This is a genomic window from Microcoleus sp. MON1_C1, from assembly GCF_036701945.1.
Lineage (GTDB): Bacteria > Cyanobacteriota > Cyanobacteriia > Cyanobacteriales > Microcoleaceae > Microcoleus.
Genome location: NZ_JAUBRO010000030.1, coordinates 51,623 through 70,707 on the forward strand (window position 1 = coordinate 51,623; position 19,085 = coordinate 70,707).

General features: G+C 46.6%; 19 protein-coding genes. 8 read left to right on the top strand and 11 right to left on the bottom strand.

Annotated features, from left to right (window positions below; all coding sequences use genetic code 11):
• Positions 1–33: 33 nt before the first annotated feature.
• Positions 34–3,456: a leucine-rich repeat domain-containing protein gene (locus QUA62_RS18025; protein ID WP_333405743.1), complete on the bottom strand. Its 3,423-nt coding sequence runs from the start codon at positions 3,454–3,456 to the stop codon at positions 34–36.
• A 194-nt stretch (positions 3,457–3,650) separates the two neighbouring features.
• Here QUA62_RS18025 and QUA62_RS18030 point away from each other — a divergent pair, with 194 nt between their 5' ends.
• Positions 3,651–3,920, top strand: coding sequence for a type II toxin-antitoxin system VapB family antitoxin (locus tag QUA62_RS18030; RefSeq protein ID WP_333405744.1), 270 nt, complete (start codon positions 3,651–3,653; stop codon positions 3,918–3,920).
• A complete protein-coding gene (locus QUA62_RS18035; RefSeq protein WP_333405745.1) occupies positions 3,917–4,228 on the top strand; it encodes a PIN domain-containing protein in 312 nt (103 codons plus the stop codon). Before QUA62_RS18030 ends, QUA62_RS18035 begins: the two co-directional genes overlap by 4 nt.
• A gap of 120 nt (positions 4,229–4,348) precedes the next feature.
• Here the strand turns inward: QUA62_RS18035 and QUA62_RS18040 are convergent, their stop codons facing one another.
• The 4 genes from QUA62_RS18040 to QUA62_RS18055 all read right to left on the bottom strand — a co-directional run bounded on the left by QUA62_RS18040 (position 4,349) and on the right by QUA62_RS18055 (position 5,997).
• Positions 4,349–4,669, bottom strand: a complete 321-nt coding sequence (locus QUA62_RS18040) for a DUF433 domain-containing protein (RefSeq protein ID WP_333405746.1) — start codon at positions 4,667–4,669, stop codon at positions 4,349–4,351.
• 37 nt (positions 4,670–4,706) lie between these two features.
• Positions 4,707–4,895 carry a hypothetical protein gene (locus QUA62_RS18045; protein ID WP_333405747.1) on the bottom strand — a complete coding sequence of 63 codons (189 nt, stop codon included), beginning with the start codon at positions 4,893–4,895 and terminating at the stop codon, positions 4,707–4,709.
• Between the two features lie 397 nt (positions 4,896–5,292).
• On the bottom strand, positions 5,293–5,655 hold the full coding sequence (locus QUA62_RS18050; RefSeq protein WP_333405748.1) for a DUF5615 family PIN-like protein: 363 nt from the start codon (positions 5,653–5,655) through the stop codon (positions 5,293–5,295).
• A gap of 3 nt (positions 5,656–5,658) precedes the next feature.
• Positions 5,659–5,997 carry a DUF433 domain-containing protein gene (locus QUA62_RS18055; RefSeq protein WP_190735861.1) on the bottom strand — a complete coding sequence of 113 codons (339 nt, stop codon included), beginning with the start codon at positions 5,995–5,997 and terminating at the stop codon, positions 5,659–5,661.
• A gap of 270 nt (positions 5,998–6,267) precedes the next feature.
• Between QUA62_RS18055 and QUA62_RS18060 the strand changes: the two genes are divergently transcribed.
• Positions 6,268–7,152: an aspartoacylase gene (locus QUA62_RS18060; RefSeq protein WP_333405749.1), complete on the top strand. Its 885-nt coding sequence runs from the start codon at positions 6,268–6,270 to the stop codon at positions 7,150–7,152.
• 11 nt (positions 7,153–7,163) lie between these two features.
• Here QUA62_RS18060 and QUA62_RS18065 read toward each other — a convergent pair whose 3' ends face one another.
• Positions 7,164–7,865, bottom strand: a complete 702-nt coding sequence (locus QUA62_RS18065) for a phosphatase PAP2 family protein (RefSeq protein ID WP_333286450.1) — start codon at positions 7,863–7,865, stop codon at positions 7,164–7,166.
• A 160-nt stretch (positions 7,866–8,025) separates the two neighbouring features.
• Between QUA62_RS18065 and QUA62_RS18070 the strand changes: the two genes are divergently transcribed.
• Both QUA62_RS18070 and QUA62_RS18075 read left to right on the top strand, forming a co-directional pair.
• A complete protein-coding gene (locus QUA62_RS18070; RefSeq protein ID WP_333405750.1) occupies positions 8,026–9,105 on the top strand; it encodes a M23 family metallopeptidase in 1,080 nt (359 codons plus the stop codon).
• Positions 9,106–9,246: 141 nt separating this feature from the next.
• Positions 9,247–9,828 (top strand): hypothetical protein, encoded by a 582-nt coding sequence (locus QUA62_RS18075; protein ID WP_333286454.1) that lies wholly within the window; start codon positions 9,247–9,249, stop codon positions 9,826–9,828.
• Positions 9,829–10,015: 187 nt separating this feature from the next.
• Here the strand turns inward: QUA62_RS18075 and QUA62_RS18080 are convergent, their stop codons facing one another.
• Positions 10,016–10,249, bottom strand: coding sequence for a hypothetical protein (locus QUA62_RS18080; RefSeq protein ID WP_190662685.1), 234 nt, complete (start codon positions 10,247–10,249; stop codon positions 10,016–10,018).
• Positions 10,250–10,442: 193 nt separating this feature from the next.
• On the opposite strand from QUA62_RS18080, the gene QUA62_RS18085 reads away from it, so the two are divergent.
• Positions 10,443–12,605 (top strand): flavin-dependent dehydrogenase, encoded by a 2,163-nt coding sequence (locus tag QUA62_RS18085; protein WP_333405751.1) that lies wholly within the window; start codon positions 10,443–10,445, stop codon positions 12,603–12,605.
• 38 nt (positions 12,606–12,643) lie between these two features.
• Here QUA62_RS18085 and QUA62_RS18090 read toward each other — a convergent pair whose 3' ends face one another.
• The 3 genes from QUA62_RS18090 to QUA62_RS18100 form a co-directional block, all read right to left on the bottom strand.
• Positions 12,644–13,975, bottom strand: coding sequence for a hypothetical protein (locus tag QUA62_RS18090; protein WP_333405752.1), 1,332 nt, complete (start codon positions 13,973–13,975; stop codon positions 12,644–12,646).
• Positions 13,976–14,461: 486 nt separating this feature from the next.
• Positions 14,462–15,124, bottom strand: a complete 663-nt coding sequence (locus QUA62_RS18095) for a (2Fe-2S) ferredoxin domain-containing protein (protein ID WP_333405753.1) — start codon at positions 15,122–15,124, stop codon at positions 14,462–14,464.
• Between the two features lie 67 nt (positions 15,125–15,191).
• Positions 15,192–15,443 (bottom strand): Asr1405/Asl0597 family protein, encoded by a 252-nt coding sequence (locus QUA62_RS18100; RefSeq protein ID WP_006632870.1) that lies wholly within the window; start codon positions 15,441–15,443, stop codon positions 15,192–15,194.
• Between the two features lie 355 nt (positions 15,444–15,798).
• Between QUA62_RS18100 and QUA62_RS18105 the strand changes: the two genes are divergently transcribed.
• Positions 15,799–16,341, top strand: coding sequence for a Dps family protein (locus QUA62_RS18105; RefSeq protein ID WP_006632871.1), 543 nt, complete (start codon positions 15,799–15,801; stop codon positions 16,339–16,341).
• Between the two features lie 131 nt (positions 16,342–16,472).
• Here QUA62_RS18105 and chlP read toward each other — a convergent pair whose 3' ends face one another.
• Positions 16,473–17,693, bottom strand: a complete 1,221-nt coding sequence (gene chlP, locus QUA62_RS18110) for a geranylgeranyl reductase (RefSeq protein ID WP_039887052.1) — start codon at positions 17,691–17,693, stop codon at positions 16,473–16,475.
• A gap of 440 nt (positions 17,694–18,133) precedes the next feature.
• On the opposite strand from chlP, the gene QUA62_RS18115 reads away from it, so the two are divergent.
• Complete coding sequence (locus QUA62_RS18115; protein ID WP_333405754.1) at positions 18,134–18,520, top strand: hypothetical protein; 387 nt, start codon at positions 18,134–18,136, stop codon at positions 18,518–18,520.
• Positions 18,521–19,085: the final 565 nt, after the last annotated feature.

Below are 19,085 nucleotides of genomic sequence, written 5' to 3' on the forward strand. Positions count from 1 at the left end.
ATTATCGCCCCAATTACCTTAATTTTAAATGATTTAGTGTCGTGACGGTAGCTTGAGTTCGATACCCACCTTTTGACCGACATCGATCGCCTTATCAGCAAAATCAGTCACGCCAGCGATGCCAACTCCGATCGCAGTACCCGCCGCTAAAATAGCTGTTAAGCTTTTCTTTAATCGAGTTTTATTCCATTGGCTTTCCGGTTTCTTAATTTCCGCTTCCACATCTTCAATATCAATAATTATACCCTCGCGGATGTCTTCGGGAAACTGATCGGCGGTTTGACGCATCGAGGAAATCAGTTTGAAAAGTTCGGCGGTATTGGTGTTATTGTTTTGCAGGGATTGATTGCCAGCAACTTCGGCACTGTTCGACGAACCGCCGATATTGCCGGAGAAGTTAGCACCTTGAAAAGCACCTTGAAAGTTGTTGGTTTCAGAAGAATTTTGAGTCATTTTTGCTGAGGCTTTATTAATAATTGGTCTACTAACAGCTAGTTTAGCGATATCTACAATATCGTCATATTCTCTTCCGTATTTTTCCATTTCTCGATCGCCCATTTGGTTTCTGCGCCGAAGTTCGATCGACTCATACCCATCCAGCAACGGCCGCAAATCGAGTTTGAGTTTAAGTTTGCCGACGCGCACTGTATTCTCGCCCATCTCCTCCAATCCTAGCAACTCCTCGTAATCCAGCGGATCGGCATCGGGATAACCCGGAACCGGCACCCATTGACTGATTTCCAGATTGGCAAAAGAATTGTGGATTTTGGTAAACGTATCGCGAATCATGCTGAGGAAAGAACGCCGCGTCGATTCCCGCCCGCTAACGGCAATAAAGATTTTCTTATCTTCCGGGTCAGATTTGATCCGGGCGATGTTGTACACCTCAGCGCCTTCCCTGTACTCCAGCATAACCCCCGTGCGCCAGTGGGTGCAGTTGTGGATTTTCTCGTGCATGAGGACGATGAAACGCGAGAGGATGCTGTCGGGGAGGATGCGGTAGTGATATTGAAATTCCAGCGTTTCGCCTTGGAGTTTGGTGTTTTCCGGTTGTTCTTTGGGCAAGATGCCGGGGATGAGGAAAGTCGGCGGGCAATTGCTGACGGGGAAGCAGAGTTCAAATTCCTCCATCAACCCAGTGAGGCAGTGGTAGCGGTGGCTGGGATATTTAGTTGAATCTAGGATGCGGCTGAGGTCGGCGTAGGTGAGAATGCCTTTGGTTTTGACTTTGAGTGCGTCGTCGCTGAGGAGGGCATAGATGCCTTCTGTCACCCAGTGGGGATTGAGGATGTTGGTGGATTGCAGGATGGGGTGTTCGCGGAAGTTGAGGACAATGCCCAGGTTGTGCAGCAGTCCGATGAGTTGGGTTTGGTCGGTTTCTTCAAAGATGTTTTCTTTGGCGCAGATGGTGGCGTATTCGCTGATGCTGATGAAGTCTTTGTCGAGGTTTTCCAGGCGCTGCTTGACTTGGAACCAGCTTAGCGGCAAAAGATCGTAGACTTCTTTGAGTTGGGAGATTTCCGTGTGGATGGCGCTGCGGAGTTCGTCGATGCCAGTTCCGCTTTCGCAGGAGGTTTCGATAATCGCTTTGATGTTGGGATATTTGTCGCGCAAGGCTTTGCGGTTGAGATCCAGGGGTTGTTCGTCGCATTTGTTGCCGACGATGATCACGGGGGATGCGTCGCCGAAGCTTCCGATCAGTTTCAGCCAGTATTCGAGGCGGTTTTCGTCTTCGCTGGTGCGGCAGTTGCACACGAGGAGGTAGAGGCTGCGTTTGGTAAGGAAAAATTGGTGGGTGGCGTGGTAGATTTCTTGTCCGCCGAAGTCCCAGACGTTGAGTTTGACCGATTTGGTGTTGACTGTAATTTTCCAGTCTGTGATGTTGAGTCCGTCGGTTTGGGATTCGTTGGGGTTGTATTGGTTGTGGGTGAGGCGGTTGATGAGGGAGGTTTTGCCGACGCTTCCTTGTCCGACGAGGAGGACTTTGGCTTCGTTGAGGGGGAGGACTTCGCCGCTGCGGAGTTGGCGCAGGTAGTTGAAGATGGCTTCGGGAGTACCGGGCTCTTCGTTCAGGTGGGTGGGGCCTAGAACTTCTGGAGAAATGGGCAGGGGATTGCGGCGGAGATCGAGTTTTTCAAGTTTTGGCAGTGTTTCCAAACATTCAGGAATCTTTTCAATCTGATTGTTCCAGAGGTCAAGTTTTGTCAGATTCGACAGTTTGCCGATCACATCTGGGATTTCGGTAATCTGATTCTCCCAGAGGGCAAGCCATTTCAGATTGGACAGTTGGCCGATCGCATTGGGGATTTCAGTAATCTGATTCCAACCGACGCAAAGTTGTGTCAGATTCGATAGTTGGGCGATCGCTTCTGGGATTTCGGCAATCTGATTGCGATTGAGGAAAAGCCCTGTCAAATTCGACAGTTGGGTAATCGCTTCTGGGATTTCGGTAATCTGATTGCCATAGAGAACAAGCTCTGTCAGATTCGATAGTTGGCAGATCGCTTCTGGGATTTCGGTAATCTGATTTTGACTAAGGTCAAGCCGTGTTAGATTTGGCATTTGGATAAGTGCTTCACAAATCTTTGCTAGCCCATCTGGGACTTGTGCGATCTGATTATTACGAAAGCAAAGAGTTGTCAAATTGGGCAGTTGGACGAGTGCTTGGCAAAGCTTTGCTAACGCATCTGGAATTTGGGTTATCTGATTGTCACTGAGGTCAATGTCTGTCAGATTAGGTAGTTGGATGAGAGCTTCGGAAAGCTTTGCTAAAACCTCTGGGACTTGTGCGAGCTGATTGTTACGGAGCCAAAGTTTTGTCAGATGAGAGAGTTGGCAGAGCGCGTCTGGAATTTCTGCTATCTTATTGTCACTAAGGTTCAGCCATGTCAACTTAGAAAGTTTGCAGAGCGCTTCTGGAATTTCTGCTATCTGATTGTACCAGAGGGTAAGCTCTATCAAATTTGACAGTTTGCAGAGCGCTTCTGAAATTTCTGCGATCTGATTGCTCCCCAGATCGAGGTGTGTCAAGTTTGATAGTTTGCCGAGCGTCTCTGGAATTTCTGCGATCTGATTGCCACCAAGATCGAGGTGTGTCAAGTTTGATAGTTTGCCGAGCGTCTCTGGAATTTCTGCTATCTGATTGCCACTGAGGTTAAGATCTATCAAATTTGACATTTGAGCGAGCGAATCGGGGATTTTGGTAATTTGGTTGTTAACAATTGAAAGTTTTTTTAAGTTAGTTAATTGAAGAACTACATCAGGAAACTCAGTTAACTTATTCCCAACCGACTTTTTTTTCTTCTCATCCCACTTCCTCAACAGCAACGTCTCAAGCTGCGTGCACTTGCCAATCTCCGGCGGCAAATCCTCCAACCCCAGCCCCGACAAATTCAATTCTGTCAATTTTTCCTCGGCTGCCCGGTGAATTCGCCGCACTGCTTCCTCTCGCGTCATGCCCTTCGTCTCTCGGTAGGATTCTTTTTATTGTGACAGAAATTTTTGGTTAGTGGCGAGTTTCGCGCGCGTCACAATCAAAGAAACCGGGTTTTTTGTGGTTTCTACACTGTCATGCGTCTTCTGGGCAAAAACCCGGTTTCTGAGCGAGACATCACAACTATAATAAAATAACCGTTAAAAGAGGAAAGCCAATGGTGACGAGCCTGAATGTGGATACCGCACTGCTGCAAGAGGCGATCGAACTTGAGGGAGAAATTGAGTTCGAGACTCTAGTTGAAATCGCCTTGCGCGAATACATTCAACGCCGCATACAGTCACAGAATCTCGAACTTAGCTTTGGAGAATCTCTCAGTGCATTTCGTGAAAAATATCAACTGCAAGAACTCGGTTTAAATCCTGATGAAATTTGGGGAGAAGTTCGCGCTCGAACTTTTGCAGGACGCGAGGTCATCTTTGAATGACGCTGCGTTATTTACTCGATACCAACATTATCTCCGAACCTGTTCGTCCTGTTCCGAATGCGAATGTGATGACTAAACTAATTGAGGCAAAATCCACAGTGGCAATCGCCTCGATCGTTTGGCATGAAGTTCTGCTGGGCTGTTATCGAATGCCTGATTCTAAGCGTCGCAGTGCGATCGAAGCTTATCTTCAGGAAGAAGTGAAAGTAAAATTACCGATTTTGCCCTACACCCAAGAAGCCGCTGAGTGGTTCGCTTTCTTAACGAGCAAGACTCATCCCCCTCGGGCTTACACCGTCTTATGCTGATGGGCAAATTGCAGCGATCGCTAAAGTCAATAATCTGATTCTGGTGACACGAAATGTTGCTGATTATGCAAACTTTCAAGACTTGGCAATCGAAAACTGGTTTTCTTAAACTTAATCCATTTAATCATCTGTATGATGAGAAACTATAATGCGATCGATTTCTGCGCGGTGGCGATCGTAATAACGCCAAGCATTCTCTAAATCGCGATCCGACAAACCTGGATAATTCCGAAGTAACTCAGCCTCATGGGCCCCCTGTTGGTGAAGCGAAACCAGTGTCCAAACAGGAATGCGCGTGTTGCGAATTCGGGCATTTCCTCCACAGACTCCAGGCGTACTCTGAATCGCCCTAGCCGAGAGTTTTTCTTGGAATAGCAAACTCTCTTCAGGTGTCAGCGACTCAATGACTTGAATTAAGGAGTCAACCAACTGAATGTTCATAGCTGGTAATTTACAGAATATATAATAGTGCGATCGCTCAAACTATCATAGCAAATTTCCCCAACCTCAACGTCTCAAGGTGCGTGCAATTGCCAATCTCCGGCGGCAATTCCTCCAAGTCCAACCCCGACAAATCCAATTGAGTCTGGCCCTCATCAGCCGCTTTGTCGATCGACTGCAACAACTCTTCTCGCGTCATATCTTTTTGTCTCTTGGTAGGATTCATTTTATTGTGACAGGATTTTTTGGTTGGTGGGAGGGGGAATTAGGACACGGCAGTGACCAAGGTGTGACAACATAAGCTGTTAGTCCGCCGAGTTTTCTCGCTTACCCGAAAGTCCGCCAGGGAATTAATTCCCTGTCTAATAGCGAAAGTCCTCTCAAAGAGGACTAATGAGTTCTTCAGTCCTCTTCTAGAGGACTTTCGCTTTGAGGCAGGGGTTTCAACCCCTGCCGGATTGTTGGACTATTGGTTGTACCTGGTTGTTGACACCAAGGATCATTGCCATGTCCAACTTTACCTACGCATCACAACCCGTAGAAACCGGGTTTTTTCCCTTTTCTACGGCTGTCACCAAATATTGTCGCAAAAATCCGGTTTCTGGCCTAAGCATCAGTCCTGTTTATGTTAATGGGAGATGGACGATCTGATCTTGGTATTCGTTATCAAACGAACCATCAACAATCACAATCAATTCCTCAATATTTTGCCCTATACTTAAATCCTGATTCAAAACGAAAATCTCTGGAATATGACCACCTTGAGCCAGATGATCTACCCAATGTACGGGCATTGACTTGCGATTGTTTGTCACCAAAATAAAGTTATGCTCCTCACACCACACCAAAATCTCCGGATCGAGAGTGCTTTTTGGGGGTGTACCAATTTCGCCCACTGCCCAAACTACTAAATCAGGGCGTTTTCGCCGAAGTTGTGTAGCATAAATGGGCGTAACATTCTCGTCCATTAAATATTTGAGCGCCATTTCTCAAGCACCCTGGATAACAGATTGTCTTTCCCGTTCAGCTTTCAATTTTCGCAATCTTTCTGTCGCCGGATGGGGATTTGCTACTTGGATCTTTCGCTGCTGATGCGACCATTCCAACCAATCTTGCAAATATCTACTTACTGATTCTTGATTTTGTAAATAATACAAAATAGTCGTATAAACTTCTGCCAAAGTTAGAGATGGATAGAGTTGCTGAATTTCTTCTGGGGTGCGTTCCCGATACAAATACTCATACAGCACCGTCTCAATCCCGATGCGATGTCCTTTAATGCGAATATCATCCGGTGCTAAGAAATCAAAATACTCATTCAGTCCCATATCTAAAATCCCTCTTTTAGCTATCTACTATTCTACTATTCGGTTTGATGAGAAACAATAATGCGATCGATGTGTTCGCGGTGGCGATCGTATTTTTATTGTTTAGTGACGAGAAATACCCAGAAAAAACGGGTTTCTCAGTTCTGCGTGTGATACCTACTTACTTAAACTTTAGCTAATCTAAATATAAACACATAATAAACCTCAATCTGATGTTTTTACCAACAGATGACAAAGGGTGATAAGCTGGGGATAGGAAGTTATTTGTTTATGAACCAAATTAAACGTGTTGCCATAGTGGGAGGAACCCACGGAAACGAACTCACAGGAATTTACCTCGTGAAGAAATTCGATCGCGCGCCAGAGTTAATTGGGCGATCGACTTTTGAAACAATCGCCCTGCTAGCCAATCCCAAAGCTTGCGAAATCGGGACACGCTACATCGATATTGACCTCAACCGCTGCTTTAGAAAGCAAGATTTAGAAAATCCCCATCTCTCCAGCTATGAAGCGCAGCGGGCGAAAGAAATCTACCGCCTTTTTAGTTCAAAAAACACTCATCTGCCCAACTTAATTATCGATTTGCACAGCACCACGTCCAACATGGGGCTAACATTTATTCTCGCCAGCCATCATCCATTTAACCTGCAACTAGCAGCTTATTTAACCTCTGTGTATCCCCACCTCAAGGTACTCGCTTCTACAACCAATAATCATGATAGTCTTTTGCTGCGATCGCTTTCCGAATTAGGCGGTACGCTGGAAGTTGGTGCAGTGCCGCAAGGCGTCTTGGATGCGTCTTTATTTCAGCAAACTGAGCAAGTTGTCTGCCGAATTTTAGACGGCGTAGAAGCCTACAATCAAGGCACAATGCCTGCTGCAAAGAATCCCCTGACTATTTATCACACCATTGAGGCGATCGACTATCCCAGAAACGAGAACAGAGAAATTCAGGCAATGATTCATCCCCATCTGCAATCCAGAGATTATGAAGCCCTAAATCCCGGCGATCCGATGTTTTTGACCTTTGATGGTGAGTCGGTATTGTATGAAGGTAAATCGACCGTTTATCCAATTTTCATTAACGAGGCTGCTTACTACGAAAAAGGAATTGCCATGTCTTTTACCCAAAAGCAAATAGTCAGTCTTGAGTAGAAATTTAAAACTTAGTCTTGAGAAGTTTCAGGGGACAAAAACTCCTCTTTAGAAGCCGTAGTAAAAGAACGAAATTCCTTCCATATTTCCAAACTGAGAATACAGGTAATCAGCCACACCACACCAGCCGTATAACCAGCAATAACATCGGTAGGCCAGTGAACTCCTAGATAAAGCCGACTCAAACCAATAGCAGCAATTAATACAACTGTCAAGCTGTAAATCCACCAGCGTTGCTTGGGAAAGCGCGCACCCAAGAAATATCCTAGCAAACCGTAAATAACCATGGAAATCATCGCGTGCCCGCTAGGAAAACTGTAAAAGCGAACGTCAACAACGCGCTCCCAAAGTTGAGGTCGATCGCGAGCAAAAAGTTTTTTTAATAGTAAATTTAAACCGAGCGCCCCCCCACCGGTGATCGCAATAGTTGCGGCTTCCGATCGGTGATTGCGCGCTAGCAAAACAATACCCAAGCTCAGACAAATCGCTAGCAGCAACTTCGGCTCGCCCACAAAGGTAAAGCCCAGCATTACTCGATCGCGCAGCGGAGTGTGAAGGCTCCTGAGATATAGTAAAATAGAGGTATCGAAAGCGTAACTTTGTTTTCCCAACACGTCTTCGGCAAGGGTGGAAAATCCCCACATCCCCAAAGCAGCAACAGCAAGCCCGGCCAGCCGAATTATCGAAATGAGCGATCGAATTTTAGAACGCATTTTCTAAGTAATTAAAATTTTAAAATTTCCAACTCAAAATAATACCACAAGTATCGGAAACGAAAACGCCTTACCAATCGTCTAGATTCTTGAGCAACTATATTCTGAACCATTAATTGATTTTTCACTACCCACCTCAGCTTTTACATCCCATCGGCGAATGACTATACTCTCCACCAAATACATTTCTGCAATTTTGTTGACCTTGGGGTTGACAAGTCTTTCTAGCTGTGCTAGTAACAGCGGAGTAAGTGCGCCGATCGCCGAAGCCCACACGATCGCCCAGCGTCTCGTCTCGACCGCAGTCGCCCAAAAGCCGAACAACCCGCAATTCGGCCAGCCGATCGACTGTACCCTAGGAAAAGACTGTTTTGTATTGCTGTATTTCGATCGAGAACCCGGCCCCACCGCCGTCGATTTTGGCTGCGGACGCCAAACCTACGACGGCCACGACGGCACAGATTTTGCCATTCCCGACGCCAAAGCAATGGCAAAAGGAGTGCCAGTTATTGCCTCCGCTGCAGGCAAAGTTTTGCGAGCACGAGATGGTGTAGTCGATCGGCGTTTACAAAACGAGACAGAGAAAGCCAACATCGCAGGCACAGAATGTGGCAACGGCATGGTAATCGACCACGGCGGTGGTTGGGAAGCCCAATACTGCCACCTCCGCAAAGGCAGCGTTGCCGTCAAACCGGGTACGCAGGTACAAAAAGGCACAGTTTTGGGCATGGTGGGAAACTCTGGGATGGCATCTTTCCCCCACGTACACGTAACTTTTCGCTATCAAGGCAAACCCGTAGATCCGTTTGTCGGGCCCGACGCGAAGGTAGGCTGCAACATCGCCCGCAATCCTATTTGGGACAAGCCTCTAGACTATATTTCCACAGGTTTAATTAGGGCCGGTTTTGCCAATAAGCCACCCGATATCAACGCTGTTTGGGAAGGACAATTTTCAGAGACTCAACTCCCTGCAAACAGTCCAGCTTTGTTGTTTTGGGTGCAAAGTTACGGAGTGCTCAAGGGCGATCGCGAACAATACAAATTATTTGCCCCCAACGGCACAACCATCGCCGATCAGACCAATGAAATTAAAGCCCCCAGCCGCACTTGGTTGGGTTATGTCGGCAAAAGAAACAGTACAAATTCTCCTCTGACTCCCGGAGTTTGGCGGGCCGAATATCGGTTGACTCGGGGCGATCGAGTTTTGACCGAAGTCAAGCGAGAAGTAGAGTTGCGTTAGTCGCCAAGTTACTCATACCAAATTCCTTTAAAAATGAGCATCAAATATGTTAAAATAACAAAAATATTTTTTCATTTTTGATGGTCAAGTTTTCCTTGCCTCATAATAAAAATGTCATACAGCCAATTCACAAACCTAGAAATGATAGAAACCAACTTTGGCATAACCATTGCTGACAAAGTTGGTATTTTTGCCGATTTACCCGACGCCGAGTATAGCGCTCTTCTCAGCCAAACTCTGCAAGAAAACATTTCTTTAGCTTTAGCAATTAATACCGAAAAAGCTCGCTCAGAATTAATTGTCACACCTATTTTAGTAGAACTTAGAAAGCAGTTTAAGTATCAAATTAGCTTTTTTTCAGGAAAAGAGTTTAATGTAGATTTAGAAAAAGGATTAATGGGTTTCTGTGATTTTATGATTAGTCGTTCTCCCGAACAACTCCTAATCAAAGCCCCCGTTGTCGCCTTAGTAGAAGCTAAAAATGATAATATCCAAGCTGGGCTTCCACAATGTATGGCAGAAATGATTGCCGCTCAAATCTTTAATGAAAGAAGAAACAATAATATTTCCGAAATATATGGAGTAGTCACAACAGGGACTAATTGGAAATTTTTACGGCTTAGTAATCAACTTATGGAAGTTGATTTAAATGATTATTTTATTGATAATATTAGTAAAATAATTGGCATCTTAAAATATTTGATCGATGCAGCTAACCTATGAAACTGGGAGCCAATTTATGAAATTTGCTCAATAGAGATAAATTTAACAATGACTTAACCAGAATTTTTACAAGATCACAAATTATCCGGGACAATCTAGCTTTCATCAGCTTGTTGTCGCCGGCTCGATCACTCCTCCTTCCCCGTCGAACGCGAGCGTTCGGGAGGGTGGTTTGGATGTATAAAATTTAGGGCAAATTGTTCCAAGCTTGAGCCACAATGTCGCTCAGCCATAGCCTCTGAGCAAAATCGAGCAGATTGTCGTCCGCGAGTACCTCAGCCTTTAATTCATCCAAAGACTGAGATCGCGATCGAGCTATTTGGATCACACCCGCGATCGCCGACGCCACCAATTCTTCATTCAGTGGCTGCTGTCGCAAAGCAATCATTTCTTGAGGATTCGTAGGAATGGGATAATTCATAGGAGTGCATACCAAAGGGAGTAGATATTCAGCCGTTGCGGGCCAACCGAGAGCAAGAGCGATCGAAAACCTAAAAATCTGAGAACATTGTAAACTTATTTAAAACTCAATAAGTATTCGGGAGTATAGCCTACTTTGCTCCCTTGTCAACTCCCCCATCTTTATTAATTTATTCAGAATTGAGAGCCTAATCATGCAAGAAATTCTTTATCTAGAAGTCCCGACACCGGATACAGCAGCCGTCTGCACTTGGTTGCAGCACGAATTCGATCCCGGAATCGGAGAAAAAATTATTACTGCTGACGGCTTTCGCCTGCTTTCACCAGCCACAACAGCCGAGGTTCTCAAGTCTGGAACTCAAAAGGCCAATCCAAAACCCGCCTTGGCTGACACCAATTCAGGAAACCAAAATTGGCGATCGGCAGAACTTTCCACCTTTGTCTGGTCACTGCAACGCACCACTTATTTAAAAGTCTTTCGTCTAGAAGAGGCGCCTGCGGGAGAAAAAAAGTTCCTGGAAGCTCTGAATCTTGCTGTGAAAAACAAGTTTCCCGATCGCTACCCGGAACCCCCTGTCATAGACCTCTCCAAACACTCAATTTTTGAGGCTCTTGCCCCCTATTACCCCCTCACCGTCAAATACTTCCAAAAAATGCCTGAAGGCGAATACGACCTCAAGCGCGTCTACTGGTGGGAGCAACGTTGGCGCGAAGGCACTCGCAATCCTCAAAAGCCAAAACAAGTAGTGTTTTTGAAGGAAGAGGGAACAGGGAAGAAGGAAGAAGGAAGAGGGAAGAAGGAAGAGGGAACAGGGAAGAAGGCAGAAGACACGATTTTGGTGTCTGATTCTGGCGATACTTTTTATGACTTAATTTATATTGGCGGGGCCTTGGGAGTGATTCACGCCGCAGTCATGGCGAGATTGGGCTACCGGGTGCTGCTAGTTGAACGAATGCCTTTCGGGCGAATGAATCGCGAGTGGAATATTTCGCGGGATGAAATTCAAAGCTTAATTGATTTGGGTTTATTTACTGCTGCAGAAATCGAAACTTTGATTGCCCGAGAATACAAAGATGGCTACAACAAGTTTTTTGATGCTAACAATCCGCCCGTTGCTCAAGCGCCAGTTCTGCACACACCAAAGGTACTCAATGTAGCTTTGGACGGCGAAAAATTGCTGAATTTAGCGGGAGTTAAGCTAACAGAAGCTGGTGGGGAAATCTGGGACGAAACTGAGTTTATCAGAGCCGATGTTGAAGCAGAAAAAGTAGTAGTTCAAGGCCGCCACTTGCCGACAAAAGCCGATCGCACTGCATTAGGACGGCTGCTGGTGGATGCAATGGGTTCGGCTTCTCCCATCGCTTGGCAATTGAACGAAGGGCGGACTTTTGACAGCGTTTGTCCGACAGTGGGAGCAGTCATCGACGCAGGATTTGAGCCGGGAGTGTGGGATTCCGAGTACGGGGATGTACTCTACACTCACGGGGACATTTCCCGGGGGCGCCAGCTCATCTGGGAGTTGTTTCCCGGCGCCGGCACAGAATTGACAGTTTATCTATTTCACTACCACCAAGTACATCCAGAGAATCCCGGTTCTTTGCTGGAAATGTACGAGGATTTTTTCGCAATTTTGCCGGAATACCGCCGCTGCGATGTCGATAAATTGGTGTGGAAAAAACCGACCTTTGGTTATATTCCGGGGCATTTTAGCAGCAACAGCAGCGATCGCTCCGTGGCCATCGATCGCCTAGTCTCGATCGGCGACGCAGCATCCTTGCAATCTCCCCTCGTTTTCACCGGCTTCGGCTCTCTTGTCCGCAATCTTTTCCGCTTAACAGACCTTTTGGATACAGCATTAAAGCACAATTTGTTGACTGCAAATCACTTAAACCAAATTCGCGCCTACCAGAGCAATGTTTCCGTAACTTGGCTATTTTCTAAAGGCATGATGGTTCCTACCGGGAGCAGTTTGCCGCCTCAAAGAATTAATTCAATTCTCAATACCTTTTTCGGTATTTTGGCAGGACAAAAACTCACCGTAGCCGAAACTTTTATTAAAGACAGAATCGACTGGCTAACTTTCAATCGACTGGCGCTCGAAGCAGCCGGAAAAAACCCTTCTCTCCTTTTGTGGATTTTAGATTTTGTCACCTTGAGGGATATTTGGCGCTGGCTGGGAAGTTACGTGAATTTTACTCTGCTGGCTGTGGCCAGTTTGCTGTTCGGATGGCTTCCCAGCTTCGCTCGCAGGGTACAACCTTGGTTGGAACCCCGGTATCCGGCTGTTTGGCTGTGGCTGTTGGCTACCAGCTATGCTCTCACCTACGGCCTGGGAAAGGCGAGAAAAGAGTTTTGAGTTTTGAGTTGTGACTCAAAACTAGCAACTTCAATTCGCTATCGAAAACTCGGCAATTCAATTTCAGCTAGCGATCGGCGTTTTTTAGAAGCCCGCAGCGGACTGGCAATCAAGCTCAGCCAGTCTGGTTGGGCGACTGCTGTGGGTTTTGCCACACTCGATCGCACTTCTTGAATGCCAAAGGTTTCAACAGAGTTCAAAATTTGAAAAGCCCTGGCCAATTCTTGGGCGTCCACTTTGGTAGCAGTTTCGGGTTCAGGCTCAGCCACCGGCAGTTCAGGTTCAGCAACCGGTTCGGCCAAGTCAGTTGCCGGCTCATCAGGCTGGGAGGTTTCGCTCTTGTGCAATTGAATGCCGGATACTTCGGCTAATTTGTTGAGTTCCACATTGGCTGGGGCTTCAGGCTCGATCGCATCGACAACAACCGCTACCTCTGGATGCTCTTCGGTTTCCGACCAAGGTTGGACAGGGGAAGCGTTAAAGGCTGGCGGCAGCGGAACTTGAGAGCTTTTGACCGTAGCGAGCAAGGATTCTAATTGCGCGCTGGCGCTATCCTCTGCATTGTCAGGCGACTCGCTCCTTGATGACTTTACCTGCGGCCTGTCCAAACTTCTTTCCAAGGCAGCTTTGAATTGCAGAGTGTGGCGCTGCTGGCGGTGCAAGCGGGCTCGCAATTCCCTGCAAATATTTTCTGTGGCTACTAACTGGTGTAACTGTTCGTTGTAGCGCTGCACAGTAGACGCACATTCTCGCTCAACAGTCGCTAGCCTGACTTGGCTGGTTGCCAACTGACTTCTTAATTTTTCGACTAAAATTTCTTGACTTTGGAGGGTTTGATGGGAAACTTCCACTTTGCCAAACAGCCGCGTCAATTGTTCTTGAGTATTTTCCAGTTCTGCAGTCCGCTGTTCTAGCAAAGTTTCGCGATTCTGCAATGTTTTTTGGGACTCTTCGAGCGCTGTTTCTAGCTGGGCGATGCGCTGTAAAAGGTCGCGGTTGCATTCGTGCAGCGCTTGCATTAGGGTGACTGGGGTCGATCCTTTGCCCTTGGCCTGTTCGGCATTCCCAAGCATATTTTTTAGATTGTCTGAAATCGGGGGCGAGCCCGCCTCAGTCGGCTGTGTCGGAGATTGCGAATTTTTTGTTTCAGGTTTTGTAGGAATTGCATCTACACTGATGGCGTTGGGAAAATCTACTGTTTGCCAGTCTTCTTCTGGCTGTTGGGGAAGCGTTGCGGGAGTGTCTGTCGCATCGGGGGCGATCGGCTCAAAACCCCCAGCAGCAGCAAAATCTGAGTGCAATGGTTCGGTATCGGATGGAACAGCAGGGTACGGTTGGTGCTGATGGGCTCGAAGATCAGCTTCTGACATGGCTTTTTATCCCAATACTCACAGGGTCTCAGATACAGTCTATCCTTAGAGATTCTCCAGAAGGAAGCCCCTAAGTGATAGTTTTTGGCATTTTTCCGGTTTTTTGGGACAATAACCTCTGAATCGAGTGGCGCGATCAAACTATAGCGGTCGGAACAAGTCGGATGGAAGTCGGAACAAGCAAGAAGGAAGAACCAATAAAATCAAGGGTTTGAGCAATTAAGAATGTCCTAACCGTTTTAGCTGTTGCGCTATACAACCCGAACTCAAATTAACGTGTAAGATGCGCGCACCAGCACCCTCCGGCTGTGAGTTTTTCGCCGCGAGTCCTATCAAAATGATTTTTCTCAATCTCTAATAGCAGTTTCAAACAATGATGCCACTGTAGACCCCTGATCCAAACCCATACAGAATCAGTTATTCCCAACTCTTTAATTCTTTAATCTAAAATGGTATAACTTACTGTTTCGGCATCCGGGCGATCGCCTAAGCTTTAACAACTGCAAAATGTTTGTCAATGATTGCTGGAACTTCTGCCGGTGCAATGCGACTGTAGCGAGTTTTGTCCGGCATTAAAACTATATTGGGGCCGGCTTTGCACTGTTTGAGACATCCGGTTCCCTGAACTGTCACTTTGTCTTCTAAACCGCGCGAATTCAAAGCATTTTCTAAAGCTTTACAGACTCCTCCAGCGCCCCGCTTCAGGCAGTCTGATTTTTGACATACTAATATTTTGGTTTGGGTTTTTGCCGGAGCTTTTACAGTGTGAGCTGCTGTGGCAGAGGTGAATTCGCTTTTGCCGATCGCGCGATCGTCGGATGTCCATACCGCAACAGGCAGATTGGTGGAGTCGAGCAGTTCTGGCGATCGATCGTTTTGACCTTGAGCCAGCTTGAGGCTGCGAGCTTTAAGTTTTATTTTACCGTTTTTCAAGTTGATTTCTTTCTCGCCTACAACTTCAACTTTCAAACCGGGCGTCAAAACAGGTAACAGAAATGACCGCAATTCCTTGCACAGTTTAACAAGATATTCTACTCCCCGAGCATTGCTAATTCGCAAATATTTAAGTTTGCAGCCATCTTCAATAATCAAGCCGAGGATTTCTCCCTCTAAACTGAATTCGGAAACTTGCTTGCCAGACTTATACATTGTTATGACTCCTTTAAATCCGTTACATCCGTTACATCTTGTACACTGAGCTTTGCCAAACTTGCTTCTACCTTGAAGCCTTTTGCCAGCAGCACTCCAGCCATTCCACCAGTTCGTCCCGAGGGGCACTGACTTGCCTCAACACGCTCATTAACTGAGCCGCTTGTTTAGCTGTGTTGACTTTTGCCCGCAAAGGTTGGTCAACCGCGCACCAGCAGGGAATTTCTAGTTCTTGCAAGCGTTTGTAAACTTGCCACCTATCTAGCCAACTAACTTGCACAATGTCACAAACTTCTAATTCTGGATCTGCTGGATTCATTTTTTAACAACAGTAATAATTTGCATTAATTTTTACCCTGAATGGTAGCGGGTAGAACTTAAAAGCCAGATTTCAGCAGAACATCAAAGATGATCGAAAGCCCTTCCTGAAAAATTCTGCCTTTTGCCCTCTGCCTTCTGCCTTCAGAAGGTTCGCCCCACTTTCAGGAAGCGTTCAGAACTAGGATCTTGTTCAAGCATAACCCAACTGCTAATAATTCTCAATAGGTTTACAAAAAAAATTTCCTACTCTATAAAATCTTCTACTATCGAGGCAGACGCTGCTTGACTGGTAAATTTACGGTGCTAGACTGACTCTATTGGCAACAAAACTGCCTATTGAGAGGAGAACACACATGGCTGAGACTCAGAGTGCATTGAGACCGTTTGGACACATAGCCGAAAACCCAGTTCTACTGGAACATTCAGTCACAGCACCGATTTGTGAAGGGATGAACGCGCTGCTGGCCAGTTTCCAGGCTCTATACCTGCAATATCAAAAACATCATTTTGTGGTGGAAGGGGCAGAATTTTACTCCTTGCACAAATTCTTTGAAGAAAGCTACGGAGAAGCTCAAGATAGCGTCCACGAGTTGGGCGAACGGTTAAACGGGTTGGGCGGCATACCGGCAGCTAGCTTTAGCAAGTTAGCCGAGCTGTGCTGTTTTGAGCCGGAAGCCGACGGCGTATATTCCTGCCGCCAAATGCTGGAACACGATTTAATTGCAGAGCAAGCTATCCTCGGTTTGCTGCGGCGTCAAGCAGGACAAGCAGAAAGTTTGGGCGATCGAGCTACGCGCTACCTCTACGAAAAAATCCTGCTGAAAACAGAAGAGCGGGCTTATCACATTTCCCACTTCCTCGCCCCCGATACCTTAGTGCAGTTGAACTTGAACTAACAATTCTTCTTCTTCTTCCTCTTCCTTCGCGCCCTTTGCGCCTTCGCGGTTCGTTATCTTAGATCAAAAAAAAAGCGAGCAGTTTTGTGACTGCCCGCTTTTTTATACAAAGTGCGCTTTTCCCCAGGGAATTAAGGCGCTAAAGCATTGCCGCGCAACAAGCTACCAATGGTTTTCGCAGTAATCTTCATTTGCACGAAAGGATTGGCCGGTACTACTGTTTTATACAAGTAGCTATCGAATGTGAGCTTCTGCACATCGCGATCGGCACACATTTCCACAAAAGCTTCGCGAGTAGCGTCGGAACGGTAGAACACGCGCTGCAAAATGTCGAGAACTTTGTAAGTAATGCCGTAGGCTTTATCCCACCGCTTCAGGTAAATCTTAATTTCCTCTTCAGTCGGAATGCGCGCGCCTTTATTGGAAATCTCCACAATAGTTTCGGCGCACATCCGGCCAGACTTGGCGGCAAAATAGATACCTTCGCCGGAAGACTTGGTAACGTAACCTGCTGCATCGCCTACGAGAGCAACTCGGCCGACAACCCGGCGGGGACGCGGATGTTCCGGAATTGGGTGAGCTTCCACTTTAATAATCTCACCGCCCATCAGTTTTTTGGCAGCGCGGGCGCGAACGCCTGCTTGCAGCTTTTTGATGCTGGCTTGATTGACTTTCATCGTGCCGGTACCGACGGCTACGTGGTCGTATTTGGGGAACACCCAAGCGTAGAAATCGGTAGATACGTCGTCGCCGACGTACATTTCGGCTAAGTCTTCGTAGTAAGCCATTTTATCTTCTGGCAGGCGGATGCGCTCTTGGAAGGCGATCGCATAATTGTAGTCGCCAGCGTCGATCGCCTTTGCTACGCGGGAGTTGGCGCCGTCAGCCCCGATTACCAAATCGACTTTCAGAGTTTTCTGAATTCCCATTGCGCTGCCGTCGGAGTGGTCGGCATAGTGGAGAGTGTAGGGGTCTGTATTGTTGCCGGGAATTTCTAATTTGTGAACGGTGCCGTTAATCAGTTTTGCACCCAACGAAGCGGCGCGATCGCGCATGAAGCCATCGAGCACTTCGCGGCGGCACATACCGATGTATTCGTGTGCGTTTTCAATATTGATGTCCACCTCGACGTTGGAGGGGGAGATCATTTTCATTTTTCTGACTTGGCGGTCAATAATACTTTGCGGCAAATCAAATTCGCTGACCATGCACAGGGGAATCGCCCCACCGCAGGGTTTGGCGTTGTCTAATTTACGCTCGAATAGGTATGTTTCGATTCCTGCTTTTACCAATGTTTCGGCGGCGGAAGAACCCGCAGGGCCTGAACCTACTACTGCAACCCTTAGTGTCAAAGCTTTTCTCTCCAGTTTTTTTCTATAGGCATTACTCAGGTGTGATGGTATCACGGACTTTGGATGCGGTGGCGTGAAGCAGGGGAGATTTCAATGAAATGAAACAGAGCTTAACAGTTCGATACGAAAATCGGGTTTCGGGCAGTAGGTGCGATCGAAGATCTTAAATCTTTAACGGCAGATGAACGCGGATGTGCGCTCATGTGCAGTGGTGTGTCCTGGTGTGCGATCGAACTTCTAAGAACAAGCTTTCGCGCCTGTTCCACAACAGATGAATTTTCTGCTTGTGGGGTGGGCTTCTAGGCTGAACAAGCTTTCGCGCCTGTTCCACAACAGATGAATTTTCTGCTTGTGGGGTGGGCATCTTGCCCGCCCATAAGAGGTTAGAACCAGTCCAATAAGTTACATTAAAGTTACTTGCACTTATATCTAAAATTCTTATGCTCGGTAACTTTCAACAAAGCAACCTGCGGATTGAGCTTGAAGCTTCCGAAACAGCGATTAGAGACAGCTTGTTGCGTCCGAGTCAATTGCAGCAGTGGATGTGGCCGCAGCAGTTGTCTAGCGGTTTGCCGGAAGAATTTTCTCAAGGTTTGACCTTTACAAGTTGGCTGGGCCCCGTGGCAGTTCAGCATCACGTTGATATTGCTGAGCACAATTGTCTGCGGCTGTTATTGAGTCAGGGAATTGACGGATTTCACGAGTGGTATTGGGGCGATGGTTGGGTGCAGTCTCGGTTGGAGGGAGTGTCGCTGCTGCCGCTGAATTTGGGGCAAACGGCTAGTTTACTCCGGCTGCGGGAGTTTGTAGCCCGGAAGGGGAAGTAGATAAATGACTCTCCAAAATCCTTAGAACAAAGTCTGGTAGTCCTGCATAGCAACGAAAAATCCTAAACACTTTTAGGGGTCAAGAAGTGTTGTAATCATGGATAAAATACCAGAAGGCCCCACATTATTGGAAAGCTTTTTAGATTAGGAAAGACTCTTTATTACAACAATAGCGAGATATCCTGTACATCAGGGAGTTCTTGCATCTTTCGATATCAGAAGTTTTGCCCGTATCTTTCCGACAGATTTGTGTCGCTGGCGAGGCAAAACTTTTTTATATGCGACCAAAAAATCTGTATAATAGACGGCACATTGTCTGTCAACTGCTTGGAGGGAATCCGACAAACCTTTAGCACCCATTTCAACTCGACTTCGTATATATAGCCATCCTAAATCATTTGTGAATTTCTTACTCCCTCCCCGCGAGTTCGGGGAGGGTTGGGGTGGGGTAAAAAATTTACGACTCATGTAGGATTGCTATAAACCGCTAGAATTTTTTTGGTTAAGGCATCAATTGGCAGCTCTTTCCACTGCTTGTTCCCCTTATTGTCTACAAACGACTACA

Excerpts from the sequence above, each read along its gene's own strand:
- QUA62_RS18070 (WP_333405750.1), top strand. The coding sequence starts at position 8,026 with ATGACTATACTCTCCACCAAATACATTTCTGCAATTTTGTTGACCTTG.
- QUA62_RS18105 (WP_006632871.1), top strand. The coding sequence starts at position 15,799 with ATGGCTGAGACTCAGAGTGCATTGAGACCGTTTGGACACATAGCCGAA.
- QUA62_RS18115 (WP_333405754.1), top strand. The coding sequence starts at position 18,134 with ATGCTCGGTAACTTTCAACAAAGCAACCTGCGGATTGAGCTTGAAGCT.
- QUA62_RS18050 (WP_333405748.1), bottom strand. The coding sequence starts at position 5,655 with ATGGCGCTCAAATATTTAATGGACGAGAATGTTACGCCCATTTATGCT.
- QUA62_RS18045 (WP_333405747.1), bottom strand. The coding sequence starts at position 4,895 with ATGAATCCTACCAAGAGACAAAAAGATATGACGCGAGAAGAGTTGTTG.
- QUA62_RS18085 (WP_333405751.1), top strand. The coding sequence starts at position 10,443 with ATGCAAGAAATTCTTTATCTAGAAGTCCCGACACCGGATACAGCAGCC.
- QUA62_RS18035 (WP_333405745.1), top strand. The coding sequence starts at position 3,917 with ATGACGCTGCGTTATTTACTCGATACCAACATTATCTCCGAACCTGTT.
- QUA62_RS18065 (WP_333286450.1), bottom strand. The coding sequence starts at position 7,865 with ATGCGTTCTAAAATTCGATCGCTCATTTCGATAATTCGGCTGGCCGGG.
- QUA62_RS18100 (WP_006632870.1), bottom strand. The coding sequence starts at position 15,443 with ATGAATCCAGCAGATCCAGAATTAGAAGTTTGTGACATTGTGCAAGTT.
- QUA62_RS18095 (WP_333405753.1), bottom strand. The coding sequence starts at position 15,124 with ATGTATAAGTCTGGCAAGCAAGTTTCCGAATTCAGTTTAGAGGGAGAA.
- QUA62_RS18060 (WP_333405749.1), top strand. The coding sequence starts at position 6,268 with ATGAACCAAATTAAACGTGTTGCCATAGTGGGAGGAACCCACGGAAAC.
- QUA62_RS18080 (WP_190662685.1), bottom strand. The coding sequence starts at position 10,249 with ATGAATTATCCCATTCCTACGAATCCTCAAGAAATGATTGCTTTGCGA.
- QUA62_RS18040 (WP_333405746.1), bottom strand. The coding sequence starts at position 4,669 with ATGAACATTCAGTTGGTTGACTCCTTAATTCAAGTCATTGAGTCGCTG.
- QUA62_RS18055 (WP_190735861.1), bottom strand. The coding sequence starts at position 5,997 with ATGGGACTGAATGAGTATTTTGATTTCTTAGCACCGGATGATATTCGC.
- QUA62_RS18030 (WP_333405744.1), top strand. The coding sequence starts at position 3,651 with ATGGTGACGAGCCTGAATGTGGATACCGCACTGCTGCAAGAGGCGATC.
- QUA62_RS18090 (WP_333405752.1), bottom strand. The coding sequence starts at position 13,975 with ATGTCAGAAGCTGATCTTCGAGCCCATCAGCACCAACCGTACCCTGCT.
- QUA62_RS18025 (WP_333405743.1), bottom strand. The coding sequence starts at position 3,456 with ATGACGCGAGAGGAAGCAGTGCGGCGAATTCACCGGGCAGCCGAGGAA.
- QUA62_RS18075 (WP_333286454.1), top strand. The coding sequence starts at position 9,247 with ATGATAGAAACCAACTTTGGCATAACCATTGCTGACAAAGTTGGTATT.